The sequence below is a fragment of the Neisseria zoodegmatis genome (assembly GCF_900187305.1).
Taxonomy (GTDB): domain Bacteria; phylum Pseudomonadota; class Gammaproteobacteria; order Burkholderiales; family Neisseriaceae; genus Neisseria; species Neisseria zoodegmatis.
In genome coordinates, this window is sequence record NZ_LT906434.1 from 808,676 (window position 1) to 827,022 (window position 18,347).

An 18,347-nucleotide genomic window follows, 5' to 3' on the forward strand; every position below is an offset into this window, starting at 1 on the left:
TCGCTAAAACTATTTGAATCACTGCTATACATTACATACCGAGAACACCATGACCGATTACAGCAAAACCGTCAATCTCCACGAATCGCCTTTTCCCATGCGCGGCAATCTCGCCAAGCGCGAACCGGCGTGGGTAAAAGATTGGCAGGATCAGCAACGCTATCAAAAACTGCGCCAAAAAGCCCAAGGCCGCCCGAAATTCATTCTGCACGACGGCCCGCCCTATGCCAACGGCGACATCCACATCGGTCATGCCGTCAACAAAATTTTGAAAGACATCATCATCCGCAGCAAAACGCTGGCCGGCTTCGACGCACCTTATGTGCCGGGTTGGGACTGCCACGGCCTGCCGATTGAAGTGATGGTGGAAAAACTGCACGGCAAAAACATGCCCGATGCCAAGTTCCGCGAACTGTGCCGCGAATATGCCGCCGAACAGATCGCCCGCCAGAAAAAAGACTTCATCCGCTTAGGCGTGCTCGGCGATTGGGGCAAACCTTACCTGACTATGGATTTCAAAACCGAAGCCGACACCGTGCGCACCCTCGGCGAAATCTACAAAGCAGGCTACCTCTACCGCGGCGAGAAGCCCGTGCAGTTTTGCTTGGATTGCGGCTCTTCTCTGGCCGAAGCCGAAGTGGAATACAAAGACAAAGTATCGCCCGCCATCGACGTGGCTTATCCGTTTAAAGACAATGCCGCCCTTGCCCAAGCCTTCGGTTTGAGCAACCTCGACGGCCAAGCCTTTGCCGTGATTTGGACAACCACGCCGTGGACATTGCCCGCCAGCCAAGCCGTGAGCGCAGGTGCCGATGTGGTTTACCAATTAATCGACACGCCGAAAGGCAAACTCGTACTGGCCAAAGATTTGGCCGAAGACGCATTGAAACGCTACGGCTTTTCAGACGGCCAAACCCAAGTGCTGGCCGAGACCACAGGCGACAAGCTCGAAAACCTGCACATGAGCCATCCGTTTTTAGAGCGCGACATCCCCATGCTCAACGGCGAACACGTTACCACCGATGCCGGTACCGGCTTGGTTCACACCGCACCTTCGCACGGCTTGGAAGACTATTTCGTCTGCTTGAAATACAACATCACGCTCGACAACCCCGTTAACAGCGAAGGCCGCTACCGCAGCGACGTGCCGCGCGTGGCCGGCTTAACCGTTTGGGAAGCCAACGCCGTGATTATCGAATGGCTGCAAGAAGAAAACAGATTGCTTTCCCACGCCAAAATCGAACACAGCTACGCCCATTGCTGGCGGCACAAAACCCCGCTGATTTACCGCGCCACCGGCCAATGGTTTATCGGCATGGACAAAGCCGGAGCCAGCGGCAAAACCCTGCGCAACAACGCGCTCAAAGCCGTGGACGATACCGAGTTCTTCCCCTCATGGGGTCGCGCCCGCCTGCAAGCCATGATTGAAAGCCGCCCCGACTGGGTGGTGTCGCGCCAACGCTATTGGGGCACGCCGATGACCTTCTTCGTCCACAAAGAAACCGGCGAACTGCACCCGCGTTCCGCCGAGCTTTTGGAAGAAGTGGCCAAACGCATCGAAGAAAAAGGCATCGAAGCATGGTTCTCGCTGGATGCCGCCGAACTTTTGGGCGCGGAAGCCGAGCAATACGAAAAACTCAAAGACACCATGGACGTGTGGTTCGATTCCGGCAGCACCCATTTTTCCGTACTGAAACAGCGCGACGAGCTGGCTTGGCCTGCCGACCTTTACCTCGAAGGTAGCGACCAGCACCGCGGCTGGTTCCAATCGTCCATGCTTACCGGCTGCGCATCAATGGGCCGCGCACCTTACAAACAACTGCTCACGCACGGTTTTGTGGTGGATCAAAACGGCAGAAAAATGTCCAAATCGCTGGGCAACGTTGTCGCTCCGCAAGAAGTGTATAACGAATTCGGTGCCGACATCCTGCGCTTGTGGACGGCCTCTACCGATTACAGCGGCGAATTGGCGATTTCCAAAGAAATTCTCAAACGCGTTACCGAAAGCTACCGCCGCATCCGCAACACTTTGAGCTTTTTGTTTGCCAACCTGAGCGATTTCCGCCCCATCGAGCACGCCGTGCCGCAAGACCAAATGGTGGAAATCGACCGCTACGCCTTGATTTTGGCGCGCCAACTGCAAGAGCGTTTGGCCGGCGATTACTACCCGCGTTATGCCTTCCACTTCGCCGTAAAAGACATCGTGAGCTTCTGTTCGGAAGACTTGGGCGCGTTCTATCTCGACATTCTGAAAGACCGCCTCTACACCACCCACGCCGACAGCCACGCCCGCCGCAGCGCGCAAACCGCGCTTTACCACATCACCCGCAGCTTGGTGTTGCTGATTTCGCCGATTCTCTGCTTCACCGCAGAAGAAGCGTGGGACATCATCGGTGGCGGCGAAGAAGACAGCGTGCTGTTCCACACATGGCACGAATTCCCGCCCATCAACGAAAAGAGCGAAGCCGAACTCGTGAAAAAATGGCAGGCCGTCCGCCAAGTGCGCGAAGCGGCCACCGCCGCCATCGAGCCGTTGCGCACCGATAAAACCGTCGGTTCTTCTTTGCAGGCCGAAGTCGATATTTCCGCCCCCGAAGATTTGGCGGGCTATCTGAAAATGCTCGGCGACGAATTGCGTTTCGTGTTGCTGGTGTCCAAAGCCACCGTTCACAAAGGCGAGGAGCTGGCGGTAACGGCCAAAGTGAGCAGCGGCGAAAAATGCGAACGTTGCTGGCACTACACCGACGATATTGGCGCGGTTGCCGAACATCCCACCATCTGCAAACGCTGCGCAGACAACGTGGACGGCAAAGGCGAAGAACGCCACTACGCTTAAATATCGTTAGCTCTTTTGCTTGAATAAAAGAACAAGAGGCCGTCTGAAAAAATATTTTCAGACGGCCTTTTTCAGATGGCCAAGTGTCTTGGTAAAGTTTGTTGCGATTCTCAATTTTTGTCTTAAAACCAAAACTACCGTCCACATCAAAACCTATTGGAGAACAACAGCTACGGGCGGATATATAATCCGCCCCTCCGAAAGTTGCACGCAGTTTAAGTTTAGAAGGTGTTTGTGAAACCTGAACAGTTCGTTTTAGCGAAACCTACTTGGGGGAGGGGCGAAGTTCACAGGTTTCGTTTTCAGACGGCCTCAAGCTTCCTATCTTTATCGCATTGTTGTTATGTTCGAGTTTGACCCAAACATCGCTGCTTCAAGCTGTCGAAATTCAAGATACCCGAAACAAGCCCGAGATGAATAGTGAATCTGTAAACGATTTGGCACAGCATTGGCCCTCAAACAAAAGGCCGTCTGAAAATATTTTCAGACGGCCTTGATTGTGTATGCAGGGTTTAGCCTTTAGCGACATGTCTCCAGTGATGCAGCAGCGGTTCGGTGTAGCCGTTCGGCTGTTCCGTGCCTTTAAACACCAAATCGCAGGCGGCGAGAAAGGCGGGGGAGGTGTCGAAACGGCCGACCATCGGCGTGTATGCGGCATCGCCTTCGTTCTGTTTATCTACCACGCCGGCCATGCGCTCCAGCGTTTCGCGCACTTGCGCCTCGCTGACTACGCCGTGCAGCAGCCAGTTGGCGATGTGTTGGCTGGAAATACGCAGGGTAGCGCGGTCTTCCATCAGGCCGACGTTGTGGATGTCGGGCACTTTCGAGCAGCCTACGCCTTGTTCTACCCAACGCACCACATAGCCGAGAATGCCTTGGCAGTTGTTGTCCAATTCTTGCTGGATGTCGGCGGCAGACCAGTTGCGCTCGGAGGCAAACGGAATGGTGAGCAGATCATCGGTGTAGTTTTTCGGCTCTTGCGCCAACAAACCCTGCTGCACGTCAAACACGTTCACTTGATGATAGTGCATGGCGTGCAAGGTGGCGGCGGTGGGCGACGGCACCCAAGCGGTGGTGGCACCTGATTTGGGGTGGCCGATTTTCTGCTTGAGCATTTCGGCCATCAAATCGGGCATGGCCCACATGCCTTTGCCGATTTGGGCTTTGCCGCGCAAGCCGCATTGCAGGCCGGTTTGGACGTTGCTTAATTCGTAGGCGTTAATCCATTTGCTGGCTTTCATGTCGCCTTTGCGGATGAACGCGCCGCCGTGCATGGAAGTGTGCATTTCGTCGCCGGTGCGGTCGAGGAAGCCGGTGTTGATGAACACCACGCGGTCTTTGGCGGCTTGGATACAGGCGGCGAGGTTGGCGGAGGTGCGGCGCTCTTCGTCCATAATGCCCATTTTCAGGGTGTTGCGCGGCAGTTTGCCCAAGTCTTCAAACGCAGCGAACAGTTCGTTGGCAAACGCAACTTCTTCGGGGCCGTGCATTTTCGGCTTCACGATATAGACGGAACCGGAACGGCTGTTTTTGTTTTCGCTGCGGTTGAGGTCAAACGGGGCGATTAAGGCGGTCATCACGCCGTCGAGAATGCCTTCGGGGATTTCGTTGCCGTCTGAATCGAGTACGGCGGGTGTGGTCATCAAGTGGCCGACGTTGCGGATAAACAGCAGCGAGCGGCCGGGCAGTTTGAATTGGCCGCTGCCGTCGGGTTTGGTGTATTCGCGGTCGGCATTGAGTTTGCGGGTGAAGGTTTTGCCGCCTTTTTCCACTTCTTCGGTGAGTGTGCCGTTCATCAGGCCGAGCCAGTTGGCGTACACCAATGCTTTGTCTTCGCCATCGACAGCGGCTACGGAGTCTTCGCAGTCCATAATGGTGCTGAGAGCAGCTTCTAAGATGATGTCTTTCACGCCTGCCGGGTCTTGGCTGCCGATGGCGCTGTTTTTATCAATCAAGATGTCGATGTGCAGGCCGTTGTGCAGGAACAGTAGGGAAGTTGGGGCTTCGGCGCTGCCGTTGTAGCCGACGAATAAGTCAGGAGAGGCCAAACCGCTCTCGCTGCCGTCTTTCAAGGTGGCTTTCAGACGGCCTTCAGCCACTTGGTAGGCGGTAACGTCTTTATGACTGCCGTTGGCAAGGGGCAGGCTGTTGTCGAGAAACTCGCGGGCGAAGGCAATCACGGCATCGCCGCGTTTGGGGTTGTAGCCTTTGCCGGGCGCCAAGTCGCCGCTTTGGTCAACGGCATCGGTGCCGTAAAGCGCGTCATACAGGCTGCCCCAGCGGGCATTGGCGGCGTTCAGGGCGTAGCGGGCGTTGTTGATCGGCACCACCAATTGCGGGCCGGCTTGCTCGGAAAGCTCGCGATCGACGTTTTCGGTGGAGATTTTGAATTCAGACGGCACATCAACCAAATAACCCAGCTCTTTCAAAAACGCCTGATAAGCGGCTTCATCTTTAACCGCGCCGGCGTTTTGCTTGTGCCATGCGTCGATTTTGGCTTGGATTGCGTCGCGTTTTTCAAGCAGCGCGCGGTTGCGCGGGGCGAACTTTTGCACCAAATCGGTGAAGCCTTGCCAGAATTCAGCGGATTTCACGTTGGGGTGTTTTGCCAATACTTCGTTTTCGATGAATTGATAGAGATGGTTGTCCACCTGCAAACCGGCGGCTTGGGTGTAGTTGTATGCCATGATGATTCTCCTGGAATTTTTTTTCTGATGGGACTTTGCGGCGCTGTTTAGGCAAAGCCAAACCGAAAATACCACTAATTGCAGGAATAATCCATAGCCCGAAGCCGTCTTTTTTGGCAAGAGGCCGTCTGAAAAAGCTTTTTATTCACAATCGGTTTCATCTGACTACACGCCGGTTTTGCTGAAACGGGTGCATCTTGCCGTTTCAGACGGCCTCAATCTTTGGAAACGGCAATCGTGTGTTTGATGTGCTTTAAATTCGCCACGATGGTGAAGGTCATAATCACCAGCAATGCCCAAGAGCTCCATTTGCTTACATGCACCATCGACCAGGCGCCGATTTGGTTGGGATAACGCCAAACGCCCGCCAGCGTGCCGATGTTTTCCGCCAGCCAGATAAAGAAACCGATTAATACGAACGACAGCAGCAAAGGCATTTTGCGGTAGGTGTCGTAAGGTTTGAAATACACGGTGGTGCGGGCATACAAGCCCAACACAAACGCCGCTAAATACCAACGGTAATCGCCGATATAGTGGTGGGTAAAGAAGTTGATGTAAATCGCCGAGGCTGCCAATGTCGCCAGCCAGTAGGGCGGGTGGCTGGTAATCCTCAAATCCAGCAGCCGCCAAGCCTGAATGATGTAGCTGCCAACCGAAGCATACATAAATCCGGCAAACAGCGGCACGCCGAAGAGCTTAGTATAGCCGTCGTCGGGGTATGACCATGATTGGATACTGCCCGAGGTTTTAAACACTTCCAAAGCGAATCCGACGATATGAAACAGGGTGATGGATTTGACCTCGTCCCACGTTTCCAGTTTGAAATACACCATCGCCGCCTGCGCTGTTAAGGCGAACACCAGCAGCAAATCATAACGGCTGATGCCCAGCCAGCCGCCGCGCGGAACGGCAAACATCGCCACAAAAAACAGCCCTGCAAATAAACATGCACGGGCTTCTTTCAAACCGAAAAACCAAAATTCCGTTACAAACCGCCGCCAACCTTTCAAATCTGCGCGGTAAGGGTGGTCGATCAGCCAATCATCAAGTTTGCTCAACATTATGTTCAATTCAATGGTTAATTCATCGTTTCAGACGGCCTGAGACCTTTGCCAATGCCGTCTGAAACGGTATCCGCAAAGGTCTCAGTCTAGGGTTGGGTTTTAACAATTAAAGGTTGTCTTTCTGAGCCAAAATCTTACGGCTGCCGCCGACATCTGCGGGCGAAACCACACCGGCATCTTCCAATGCCTGCATCAGGTTGGCGGCGCGGTTATAGCCGATTCTGAGCTGGCGTTGCAGGGAAGAAATCGAGGTTTTGCGGGTTTCCAATACAAATGCCACGGCTTGGTCGAAGAGTTCGTCGCTGTTGGCATTGGGGTTGACGATATTGGTGGTTTCCAACGCCGCCTCGCCGCTGAGCAGGCCTTCGATATAGTCGGCCGGGGCTTGGCGTTTGACGTGGGCGACAATCTGGTGGACTTCGTCGTCGGATACGAATGCGCCTTGCAGACGGGTCGGCTCGGCGTTGCCGGGTTGCAGGAACAGCGAATCGCCGTATTTCAGCAGTTCGTCGGCACCCATTTGGTCGAGAATGGTGCGGCTGTCGATTTTGCTTTGCACGGTAAACGCCATGCGGGTGGGAATGTTGGCTTTAATCAGGCCGGTAACCACGTCCACGCTCGGGCGTTGGGTGGCGACAATCATGTGGATGCCTGCGGCGCGGGCTTTTTGGGCGAGGCGGGCGATTTGCTGCTCGACGGCTTTGCGTTCGGTCATCATCAGGTCGGCCAATTCGTCGATTACCACCACAATCATCGGCAGTTTGTCTAACGGTTCGGGGTCGTCGGGATTAAGGCTGAACGGGTTGAGCAGCGGTTTGCCCGCTTCTTTGGCATCGGCCACTTTTTTGTTGAAGCTCTCGATATTGCGCACACCGGCGTGCGAAAGCAGGCGGTAGCGTTTTTCCATCTCGGCCACGCACCAGTTGAGCGCTTGACCGGCTTCGCGCATATCGGTTACCACGGGGCAGAGCAGGTGGGGGATACCGTCGTAAATGCTCAATTCCAGCATTTTCGGGTCGATCATGATAAAGCGCACTTCTTCAGGCGTGGCTTTAAACAGAATCGACAGAATCATGGCGTTCACACCTACCGATTTACCCGAACCGGTCATGCCGCCGACCAATAAATGCGGCATTTTCGCCAAATCGCCGACCACGGGAATGCCGGCGATGTCTTTACCCAGCGCGACGGTGAGCTTGGATTTGGCATCGGTAAACACGGGCGACGAGAGGATTTCGCTCAACATTACGTCTTGGCGGCGTTCGTTGGGCAGCTCGATACCCATGGTATTTTTGCCGGCAATGGTTTCGACAATCCGCACGGCCTGTAAAGACATCGAACGTGCCAAGTCTTTGGAAAGGTTGACAATCTGGCTGCCTTTCACGCCTTGGGCCGGTTCGATTTCAAAACGGGTAATCACCGGGCCGGACGTAGCGGAAACCACTTGCGCGCCGATGCCGAATTCCGCCAGCTTGGCTTCGATGCGTTCGGCGGTTTGTTGCAGCTTGTCGGGATTGACCACCGGCGGCTCGCCTTGCGGCAGGCGCAGCAGGTGCAGCGAAGGCTTGGTGTATTCGCCGCTGTGCTGGTGTTCGGCCGCTTCGCCTTTTTCGTCAAACAAAGCGGGCTGGACGGGCGCGGGCGGGGCGACCGATACGGGAACGGCTTTGCGGTTGCTGCTGGTGCCTTCGATTTGCTCTACCGGCTCGGCGGTGATGTTTTTCGCTTCACGCACCATGCGGCGGGTGGTTTTGGCATCGGGCAGGTCTTTGATGTATTTGTGCTCTTTGCGGGTGAGCTTCATCCAAAACCATTCCAGTTTTGCACCGGTTTTTTCAAGGATGTCCAACCACGAAACTTGTGCCAACAGCGATAAGGCCAGCAGCAAAACCACCAGCATAATCAGCAGGCTGCCCGATGTGCCCAGCAACCAGCTCAAGCCTTTGGCGGCGAATGAACCGATCAGGCCGCCGGCACCGACGGGTAAAGATTCGTCGAGACGGTTTTGGAACGAAAACACTTCCAATATGGGGCCGCACAGCAGCAGTATGCCCAAAGCCGCAGCCGCAATCATGTAATTGTAGGGTTTGCGTTCGGGGGTGTGCAGCGGGCGGAAATTTTTATACAGCAAAACGCTGGCGGCGACAATCCACCACCAAATGGATAAGCCGAAGAGGTAGTAGCCGATGTCGGCAAGGTAAGCGCCGAAGAGGCCGCCGAGGTTGTGCACGTCGTCGGAAGGTGGCACGCTGCGCGACCAAGCGGGGTCGTCCATCGTGAAGCTGGCCAAAGACAAAGTGATGTAAACGGTTGCCAGCAGGCCGAGCAGCCAAAAGGTGTCGTTGATGAGGTTGACGACATGCTGCGGGCGTTTTTTGGCGGCATTGTTTTTGGTAACACCTTTCGCACGGCGCGGCGGCTTGCTTTGGCGAAGCTCGCGCCGTTCGTTTTCAGACGGCCTCGTCGTGCGGGTGTTGGATTTTGCTGCGGGTTTTTCGGTGGTTTTCGGGGATTTTGTAGCCATAAACAATCGTATCTGGAGGCCGTCTGAAAGCAGGCTGTGAGCTGCCAAAAGATTCAGCGCGGCGGCAAAATGCAGTTTGACCGCCTCAATGCAGATTAAGTTTACCGATGGGGTGCATCAACTGCGGCGGCGGTGCGGAAAAAGCGAAATTATACAATAGATATGCTGTATGAAGGGCGGGATGGAAGTGTGCGGCGGGAAGAGGGGAAAAGCGGTTTCAGACGGCCTGAGACCTTTGCAAAACCCTCATCTGCGGCGCATTTCTGCGTTGTGCGCTGCTCGCTCGTTTGCCTATCTGTATGATATGTCTGCGCTCGCTGTGCTGCTACGCCTTGAACTGCATCCACATCTGAGGGTTTTGCAAAGGTCTCAGCCTGTGGCTTGGATGCGTCTTTTGTGATGCGGAATATCCGGCGTCGGCTGTGTGTGCAGATTTCAATTGCCAATATTAAAACAGCCGTATGCGGTGTTTGGCATACGGCTGTTTTGGTCATGCGGAGTTTATTCGGTTACGGTTTTGCGGATCAGTTTTTCCGCGTTGGCGAGCGTATTTTCCACTTCGCTAAACTCAATGCGGCTGCCTTTGACCAAAGCGCGGGTGTCGTTGAACACCACTTTCACATTGCCGTCGGTTTCGGTAACCAGCACGCGCAAGGGCAGGCGCAGGGCGAATTCGGGGTCTTTAACCATCAGGGGCGTACCGGCTTTCGGTGTGCCGAAGATGATGACTTTGGCCGGCTGCATGGTCAAACCGTTGTCACGCGCGGCGGCCTGGTGATCGATAACGGCAAATACGGTCATGCCTTTTTGCTTGATGGTGTTTTCAAGACGGCTGACGGTATCGTTGAAACTGTATTTGCTGGAAACGGTATGGGTGCTTTGCATAGTGTGTTTGCCGTGATGATGGTGGTTACGGCCGCCGTGGTGCGGTGTTTGGGCGCAGGCGGCAAGCGCTGCGGCGGCGAGGAGTGAGAGGGCGGTTTTTTGCAAATAGTTCATCATGGATTCCTTTTTAGATCGGGTTGGAAGCGGTAGGCGGGCGGCAATTTAATGACCGGCAAACCGCATACATAAAGGATACGGGTTGAAGGATACGGGTTGTTTGGCAAGATATTAAACGGTTTGCCCGATATTGTGTATCTAAAAACAATTAGGCCGAAGCATGGCAGGGCAGATGGTATTCAGACGGCCTAAACCGTGTGTATCGATTAGGCCGTCTGAAAAGGCAGTGTGCAGTTTGGGTGTTTTTAGTTAGGAAATTCGAGTAAATCAGCGTTGGGTTTCAACTGCCTCCAGCGCGCGCAGAGCGTAAGTGTAGGCGGCTCCGGCGTTGAGCGAGATGGCGGTAGCCAATGCACCGGCGATTTCGCTTTCGGTTGCACCTGCCTGAACGGCTTTCTCGGCATGAACGCTGATGCAGCTTTCGCAACGGGTCGTGATGGCAACGGCAATGGCGATCAGTTCGCGGGTTTTTTCGTCTAAAGCTTCCGCTGCGGCAGCCTGCTCCAGCGAACCGTAGGCTTGCAGCATTTTAGGATGGGATTTGCCTAAAGCGGCAAACGATTGTTTAACGTGTGCAGTATGTTCGGGCCAATTTTGAAACATGGTTTTGCCTCCTGTTTTGTGAATGAGTTTGGGTGGTTTGTGTTGTGTGTGTTTGGGAGAAGCTTATTTTACGGAAAATAGATTAGAATAATCTGCAAATCGTCTCAAATTTTAGTGTAAAAATGGATATTCTCGATAAATTGGTCGAATTGGCGCAAATCACGGGCAGCGTAAACGTGCAGTGCCGTTTTCAGGAAAACTGGTATGTGAGGCAGGAGCCGAAGCGGACGCAGGGTGTGGCGCATATCATAACCGGCGGGGAAGGCTATCTGAAAATCGACGGTGAAGAAGAAATCCGCTTATTGAAAGCGGGAGATGTGGTTTTCTTTCCCCGTATTGTCGGACACGTGATCAGCAGCAGGGAGGCTTGCGATAATGTGGACGATGCCCCCGATTGGGAGCAAAGCGGGGTGTTTACGCTGAAAAAACGTGGCGCTCAAGGCAAAGCGTTGAATATGTTTTGCGCCCTTTTTGAATACGACCGCAAAGCAGACCTTATCGACAGCCTGCCCGAAACTGTGCATGTGGGTATGGCGCATACTGCGCTGGATTCGCTGGTCGGCATGTTGAAATACGAAGCGGAGCAGGCGGAAAAAGGTTCGGCAACGGTGGTTAACGCTTTATCTTCGGTGCTGCTGGTTTTGCTGATGCGTACCTATTTGAATCAGGAAGAGAAAACCATTCACATCGGCACGCTCAATGGCTGGTATCACCCGCGTCTGCGCGGCGTAGTGCAGGCAGTGCTGGCGGCTCCTGAAAAAGCGTGGAGCATTCAGGATATGGTGAGCGTGGTCAATGTATCGAGAGCGCAGTTGATGCGCTTGTTTAAGCAGCAAATCGGCGTCAGCCCCCATGCTTTTGTCAATAGTATCCGCTTGCAGCAGGCGGCCGTGTTGTTGAAACGTTCGGCAGATTCGATATTGTCTGTGGCATTGTCGGTAGGGTTTCAGTCGGAAACGCATTTCGGTAAAGTGTTTAAAAAACAATACGGCATCTCTCCGGGGCAATACAGAAAAGACGGCAATCAGTTGGAAAGTGAAGTGTGAAACCGCAGGCAGTTTCAGAAGCCCAAAGAAAAACGGCTGCATCGTGCAGCCGTTTTATATTGCTCAATAGCAAAGATACGAAACGTAGGAATTAGTTGGAACCTACTTTAATTTTCTGCCACAAGCTTACGGTCAGTTTTTTCGCATCGTTATCCATTTGCGGCATGACGAAGCCGTTTTTCACATCATCCGCATTCGGGAAGATCGAGCGGGTGGCTACCAAAGCCGGATCCATTTTCTCGCGGGCAGGAAGGCTGGCCGGTGCGAAAGTAACCGCATTGCCGTTTTTCGCAGCGATTTCGGGATCCAGTGTGTAATTGATGTATTTGTGGGCGTTGGCCACGTTTTTGGCGTCGGCAGGAATCAACCAAGATTCAATCCAAAAGCCCATGCCTTTTGGGGTGAGCACTTCGATGCCTACGTTGTTTTTCACTTCTTCCGAACGTGCTTTCGCCATGTTCAAATCACCGCCGTTACCGGCTGCCAAGCATACGTCGCCGCGAGCCAACTCGTCGATAACCGAGGGGCTGAAACGTTTCACGTCGGGGCGGATGGCTTGCAAAGTCGCTGCGGCGGCTTTGATGTCGTCCGCGCTGGTGCCTTTCGGGTCTTTACCCAAGTAGTTCAACACGATGGGGAACATTTCGCTCGGAGTATCCCACAAAGCGATGCCGCAAGATTTCAGTTTGTTGGTGTATTCGGGTTTGAACAGCAAGTCCCAGCTGTTTTTGGGCAATTGGCCGCCCAACACTTCTTTGCCTTTGGCAGTAATGGCCAAAGTGTTTACACCGGAGAAATAGGGTACGGCGTATTCGTTGCCCGGGTCGGCGGTTTCCAACATTTTCAGCATGTCGGGATCGATGTTTTTGTAGTTCGGAATCAAATCCTTGTGGATTTTTTGGTAAGCACCGGCCTGAATTTGACGCGGCAGGAAGGCGATGCCCGGCACTACCAAGTCGTAACCTGATTTACCGGTTAACACTTTGGCTTCCAGTGCTTCATTGTTTTCGTAGAGGTCGTAAGTCAGCTTCAGGTTGTTGGCTTTTTTGAAGTCTTCAACCGTGCTTTCGTCCACATAGTTAGACCAGTTGTAGATGTTGAGTGTGTCGGTTGCGGGCAGGCCGGCATTGGCAGCAGCGGCAGAGCCTGCATCTGCTTGAGGTTGGGCGGGTTTCTGCTCGCTTTGTCCGCCGCAGGCTGCCAGTGAGAAGGCGGCAATAACGGCTAATACTGATTTTTTCATACGGGTTGTTTTCCTGATGAAAGAGTTGAAATGAAAAAAGGCCGCAGCCCCATATAAACCCCGGCGGCGGCGCGGGGCGTATTGTAATGTAATGCTTAATAAAAATCAAAGTGATATGGCTCGAAACGCGCGGGAAGTAGGGGAGGGCTGCCGGGGTTTTGATAAAAACCTGTCTGATGTAGCATATTTATGCGTGATGTATGGCTTGCAAGATTGTTTAATGCAATGATCTGTATGATTTTTTTGTTTGGTGATTATGCTGCTTGGCTTTTAGCTGAATCTCTAAACTGCTAAAAAGGCTGATTAACGGCTTGAGGCCGTCTGAAAACCTGCGAAGGTAAAAATCAAGTGTCGGCTTGTCGTTTTCCATCCAACTTTTCTTATTGCCATTCATAGATTTTGCGTAAAACGCTTGCGTATGGAGTGCTAAGTCTTTAGAATTGCGCGTTTACGAAATTAAATTTTGATTTTTATCAGGAGATATTCAATATGGCAAACAGCGCACAAGCCCGCAAGCGTGCCCGCCAGTCGGTTAAACAACGTGCCCACAACGCCAGCCAGCGTACTGCTTTCCGCACTGCGGTTAAGAAAGTTCTGAAAGCTGTCGAAGCGGGTGACAAAGCCGCTGCCCAAGCAGTATTCCAAGAGTCTGTAAAAGTTATCGACCGCATTGCCGACAAAGGCGTTTACCACAAAAACAAAGCAGCCCGCCATAAGAGCCGCCTGTCTGCAAAAATTAAAGCGTTGGCTTAATTCGGCAAACGGCAGCTTTTTGCCGCAGTAAGAAGCAGATGCTTGTTTATTACATTGAATGCCCCGGAAAGCGGTAACGGTTTCTCGGGGCATTTGCTTGTGTATTTCGGCGTGCATGATATGTGCCGCCGCAGCTTGTATGCAGGTCGTCTGAATTTTTAGGAAAAGCCTACAAAGCCCGTTTTCAGACGGCCTATGCGGTGAAAGCCGCCCAAACAGGTAATGAAGAGATGTTGAAGAAACACGTTCTTTTGATGTCCGGCATAGCAGCGGTTGCCTCTGCACCCGTTTTTTCATCCGGTAATGAAGCGTTGCAGTGTACGTTGATACAGGACAACGCTTTGCGGCTGGCATGTTTTGATAAAGTGTATGCTGCCCAGTTCCCGCCGCAAATGCCGCCGACTCCTGCCGAGCAGCCGCCCAAATCAGTCGATTTGGTGAAAACGGTGGATCAAAGTTTGGCTAAGAAAGAGGCCGCCATTGTGTTCAGTAAGCCGGTTTCATCCGGTACGGAGCCGACCGAAACCCTGCTGGATGCCGCAGACGCTTATACGCCTCTGAGCCTGATGTACGATTTGGATCAAAACGATGCCCGCGGTGTGCTGTCGGTGCGCGAACATAATCCGATGTACCTGTTGCCCGCATGGTATAACAGCAGCCCGAATTACCGCCCTTCTTCCAAAACGCGCGGAGTGGCCAATGATCCGAGGGCGAGAGACCAAAAGCGTCTTGAAACCAAAATGCAGGTATCGTTTAAAACCAAGCTGATGGAAGACGTGTTCAGCACTCGTTCCGACCTTTGGTTCGGCTATACGCAAAATGCCCATTGGCAGGTGTGGAGCCAAGGCGAAAAATCCGCTCCGTTCCGCAACAACGATTATCAGCCTGAGTTTTTCATTACCCAGCCTGTGAAAGCTGATTTGCCCGCAGGCGGCAAGCTGCGCATGGTGGGCTTGGGCTTGGTGCATCAATCAAACGGCCAAAGCCGCCCGCTGTCGCGCTCATGGAACCGTGTGTACGGCATGGCGGGTTTGGAGTGGGGCAAGTTAACCGTAATTCCCCGCGTATGGGTGAGAGCTTTCGACCAAAGCGGTGAAAAAGATGATAACCCCGACATTTCCGATTATATGGGCTACGGCGATTTGAAACTGCAATACCGGTTTAACGACAAGCAAACCGTAGCCACCACCATGCGCTACAACCCCAAGACCGGCAAGGGTAGCGTTCAGGCCGATTACACATTCCCGATCAAAGGCAAGCTCAAGGCTTATGTGCAGGGATTCCACGGTTACGGAGAGAGCTTGCTCGACTATAACCACAAGCACAACAGCGTAGGCTTAGGCGTGATGTTAAACGATTGGGACGGCTTTTAACGCGGTTTAATGCGTGGAAGCATGATTGAAACGCGTTTTGCATTGCGAAAACCGGCGCGTATTTTATTGTGCGGCACTCGTTTATTGCAGCGCTAGCGCGTATAATGCCGCGCTTGGGCAAGATTAATTACCTGAATGGAACAGAATGATGGCCAAAAATGCAACGGAAAGCGGCAAACTCGGTAAGGCATTGAAAAAATACCTGATTACCGGTGTTTTGGTGTGGCTGCCGATTGCAGTGACATTATGGGTGATTACTTATATCGTATCGGCGTCCGACCAACTGCTTAACCTACTGCCGGCGCATTGGCAGCCCAAGCATTTTCTCGGTTTCAACATCCCCGGGTTGGGCGTGATTGTGACCATGCTGGCTCTGTTTATCACCGGCCTGTTTGGTGCGAACGTAATCGGTAAGCAGATGATTGCCGCGTGGGATCATTTGCTCGGCCGTATTCCCGTTGTGAAATCGATTTATTCCAGCGTGAAGAAAGTGTCGGAATCTTTGTTGTCCGACAACAGCCGTTCTTTCAAAACCCCCGTGCTGGTGCCTTTCCCGCAGCCCGATATTTGGACGATTGCCTTCGTATCGGGCAGTATCCCCGAATCGGTGGTGCGGCATTTGGAGGGCGAAGAATACGTTTCCGTATATGTGCCGACCACGCCGAACCCGACCGGCGGCTATTACATCATGGTTAAAAAAAGCGATATCCGCGAACTGGATATGAGCGTGGACGACGCCCTGAAATATGTGATTTCGCTCGGCATGGTGTTGCCCAACGAGCCATTTGCAAAAAATTTACTCGAAAAGCCGATAGAAGAATAAATAATAGATAAGGTAAGGATTGATGAAACACATTTTACTGTTGGGTTGTGTTGGTTTGGCCTTAGCGACGCCTGCTTACTCTGAAACAGATAATACGGTAATTAATTCAAAAGGTGAGCCGGTGTATTTGTTTGAATGGATGAAGCAACCGGAGTTTAAGAAGTTATGGCTAAAACAGGTTTGGCAATATACACCTAAAGCTCCGATGAATCGTTGGGTGCGAGATATGTCAGGGCCAATGCCGCCTTTGGAGAGAGTAAAGATTGGCGGTAAGGAGTATTATGCAACAGAGATGTGTCAGCCACATAATTGCCCAGATAATAAAATTTGTATTTTAACCAATAAAAAGCAAATATTTGCTTATCATGTGATTGAACATGAAGCTAATGCTTCTGCGAAAAGGTTTGTCGAAACTTATACCTACGGTAAACCCAACGTTGAACAGTTGCATTATTTGAAAACAAGACTTGAGTAATTTATGCCTGTTTGACAACCATTCAGACGGCTTGAATCATTAATTAAATTAAAACAAATCAACAAGGTGAATTTATGCGTACCAACTATTGTGGCTTAATCAGCGAACAATATTTAGACCAAACCGTTACCGTGAAAGGCTGGGTTCATCGCCGCCGCGACCACGGCGGTGTGATTTTTATCGACTTGCGCGACCGCGAAGGCATTGTGCAGGTGGTGATTGACCCCGACACACCGGAAGCCTTCAAAACCGCCGATTCAGCCCGTAACGAATACGTGTTAAGCATTACCGGTAAAGTACGCAACCGCCCCGAAGGGACGGCCAACGATAAAATGATTTCCGGCAAGATTGAAATTTTGGCGAAAGAAATCGAGATTTTAAACACTGCCGCTACGCCTCCGTTCCAAATCGACGACGAAAACATCAGTGAAAACGTGCGCCTGACCAACCGCGTTATCGACCTGCGCCGCCCGCAAATGCAGCGCAACCTGCGCCTGCGCTACCAAGTAGCCATGGGCGTGCGCCGTTATTTGGATGCACAAGGCTTTATCGACATCGAAACGCCAATGCTGACCCGTTCCACTCCCGAAGGCGCGCGCGACTACCTCGTGCCCAGCCGCGTGCATCCGGGCGAATTTTTCGCTTTGCCGCAATCTCCGCAACTGTTCAAACAACTGCTGATGGTGGCCGGTTTCGACCGTTATTACCAAATCACCAAATGCTTCCGCGATGAAGATTTGCGTGCCGACCGCCAGCCCGAATTCACCCAAATCGATATTGAAACCTCGTTCTTAAGCGAGAACGAAATCATGGACATCACCGAAGGCATGGCCAAACAGGTGTTCAAAGACGCATTGGGCGTGGAATTGGGCGATTTTCCGCGCATGCCGTTCTCCGAAGCCATGTTCTACTACGGTTCCGACAAACCCGATATGCGCGTGTCGCTCAAATTCACCGAGCTGACCGATTTGATGAAAACCGAAGAATTCAAAGTATTCCGTGCCGCAGCCGACATGAAAGGCGGTCGCGTGGTGGCTTTGCGCGTGCCGAACGGTGCGAAATTGAGCCGCAAAGACATCGACGAATACACCAAATTTGTCGGCATCTACGGCGCGAAAGGCTTGGCTTACATCAAAGTCAACGACGTGAGCAACATCACCAACGGCGAAGACAGCGGCCTGCAATCTCCGATTGTGAAATTCCTGTCTGAAAACTGCCTGAAAGAAATCATTGCCAAAACCGAAGCGCAAAACGGCGACATCATTTTCTTCGGCGCCGACAAAGCCAAGATTGTGAACGAAGCCATCGGTGCGCTGCGTATCAAAATCGGCCATGAACACGGCACGGAAAACGGTTACTTCGTGGACGAATGGAAACCGTTGTGGGTGGTTGATTTCCCGATGTTCGAATACGACGAAGAAAACGACCGCTATGCCGCCATGCACCATCCGTTTACTTCGCCTAAGCCCGGTCATGAAGACCTGATGGAAACCGCCCCGGAAAACTGCTTGGCGCGTGCTTACGATATGGTGTTGAACGGCTGGGAAATCGGCGGCGGTTCTATCCGTATCCACCGCGCCGACGTTCAGGAAAAAGTGTTTGCCGCCCTGAAAATCAGCCCTGAAGAGCAACAGGAAAAATTCGGCTTCCTGCTGGATAACCTGAAATTCGGTGCACCTCCGCACGGCGGTTTGGCTTTCGGTTTAGACCGTTTGGTTACGTTGATGACCGGTGCCGAATCCATCCGCGACGTGATTGCGTTCCCGAAAACACAGCGTGCTCAATGCTTGCTGACCAATGCGCCGAATGCGGTTGACGAGAAACAACTGCGCGAACTGAGCCTGCGCTTGCGTGCGAAAGCAACTGAAAGCAAAGAAGCATAAGATTCTTTAATTGAAAAAACCGAGGCCGTCTGAAA

13 protein-coding genes are annotated in these 18,347 nt (G+C 52.6%); 7 read left to right on the plus strand and 6 right to left on the minus strand.

Translation table 11 applies throughout. From position 1 onward, the window contains the following. The first annotated feature begins 49 nt into the window (after positions 1–49). Positions 50–2,836 carry an isoleucine--tRNA ligase gene (ileS, locus tag CKV66_RS03740; protein WP_085364100.1) on the plus strand — a complete coding sequence of 929 codons (2,787 nt, stop codon included), beginning with the start codon at positions 50–52 and terminating at the stop codon, positions 2,834–2,836. A gap of 512 nt (positions 2,837–3,348) precedes the next feature. On the opposite strand, the gene CKV66_RS03745 is transcribed toward ileS, so the two are convergent. From CKV66_RS03745 to CKV66_RS03770, 5 genes are all read right to left on the minus strand, one after another. After that, positions 3,349–5,523 carry a malate synthase G gene (locus CKV66_RS03745; protein ID WP_085364099.1) on the minus strand — a complete coding sequence of 725 codons (2,175 nt, stop codon included), beginning with the start codon at positions 5,521–5,523 and terminating at the stop codon, positions 3,349–3,351. A 215-nt stretch (positions 5,524–5,738) separates the two neighbouring features. Continuing rightward, on the minus strand, positions 5,739–6,584 hold the full coding sequence (locus CKV66_RS03750) for a DUF817 domain-containing protein (RefSeq protein WP_085364098.1): 846 nt from the start codon (positions 6,582–6,584) through the stop codon (positions 5,739–5,741). A 109-nt stretch (positions 6,585–6,693) separates the two neighbouring features. Continuing rightward, positions 6,694–9,111, minus strand: a complete 2,418-nt coding sequence (locus tag CKV66_RS03755) for a DNA translocase FtsK (RefSeq protein WP_085364097.1) — start codon at positions 9,109–9,111, stop codon at positions 6,694–6,696. A 501-nt stretch (positions 9,112–9,612) separates the two neighbouring features. Beyond that, positions 9,613–10,113 (minus strand): DUF302 domain-containing protein, encoded by a 501-nt coding sequence (locus CKV66_RS03765; RefSeq protein WP_309473637.1) that lies wholly within the window; start codon positions 10,111–10,113, stop codon positions 9,613–9,615. Between the two features lie 267 nt (positions 10,114–10,380). Then, positions 10,381–10,716 (minus strand): carboxymuconolactone decarboxylase family protein, encoded by a 336-nt coding sequence (locus tag CKV66_RS03770; RefSeq protein WP_085364095.1) that lies wholly within the window; start codon positions 10,714–10,716, stop codon positions 10,381–10,383. Between the two features lie 122 nt (positions 10,717–10,838). Here CKV66_RS03770 and CKV66_RS03775 point away from each other — a divergent pair, with 122 nt between their 5' ends. Continuing rightward, the gene (locus tag CKV66_RS03775) at positions 10,839–11,762 is read left to right on the plus strand and encodes a cupin domain-containing protein (RefSeq protein WP_085364094.1); all 924 of its coding nucleotides are present in this window, start codon (positions 10,839–10,841) and stop codon (positions 11,760–11,762) included. A 91-nt stretch (positions 11,763–11,853) separates the two neighbouring features. Here the strand turns inward: CKV66_RS03775 and CKV66_RS03780 are convergent, their stop codons facing one another. Beyond that, positions 11,854–13,005 (minus strand): extracellular solute-binding protein, encoded by a 1,152-nt coding sequence (locus CKV66_RS03780; RefSeq protein WP_085364093.1) that lies wholly within the window; start codon positions 13,003–13,005, stop codon positions 11,854–11,856. 489 nt (positions 13,006–13,494) lie between these two features. On the opposite strand from CKV66_RS03780, the gene rpsT reads away from it, so the two are divergent. The 5 genes from rpsT (at position 13,495) to aspS (ending at position 18,312) form a co-directional block, all read left to right on the plus strand. Next, the gene (rpsT, locus tag CKV66_RS03785; protein ID WP_085364092.1) at positions 13,495–13,758 is read left to right on the plus strand and encodes a 30S ribosomal protein S20; all 264 of its coding nucleotides are present in this window, start codon (positions 13,495–13,497) and stop codon (positions 13,756–13,758) included. Positions 13,759–14,012: 254 nt separating this feature from the next. Further along, positions 14,013–15,131: a phospholipase A gene (locus tag CKV66_RS03790; RefSeq protein ID WP_231990539.1), complete on the plus strand. Its 1,119-nt coding sequence runs from the start codon at positions 14,013–14,015 to the stop codon at positions 15,129–15,131. Positions 15,132–15,279: 148 nt separating this feature from the next. After that, the gene (locus tag CKV66_RS03795) at positions 15,280–15,954 is read left to right on the plus strand and encodes a DUF502 domain-containing protein (RefSeq protein WP_085364118.1); all 675 of its coding nucleotides are present in this window, start codon (positions 15,280–15,282) and stop codon (positions 15,952–15,954) included. A gap of 22 nt (positions 15,955–15,976) precedes the next feature. Then, a complete protein-coding gene (locus CKV66_RS03800; protein WP_085364091.1) occupies positions 15,977–16,429 on the plus strand; it encodes an Ivy family c-type lysozyme inhibitor in 453 nt (150 codons plus the stop codon). Positions 16,430–16,503: 74 nt separating this feature from the next. After that, on the plus strand, positions 16,504–18,312 hold the full coding sequence (gene aspS / locus CKV66_RS03805; protein WP_085364090.1) for an aspartate--tRNA ligase: 1,809 nt from the start codon (positions 16,504–16,506) through the stop codon (positions 18,310–18,312). Positions 18,313–18,347 lie beyond the last annotated feature (35 nt).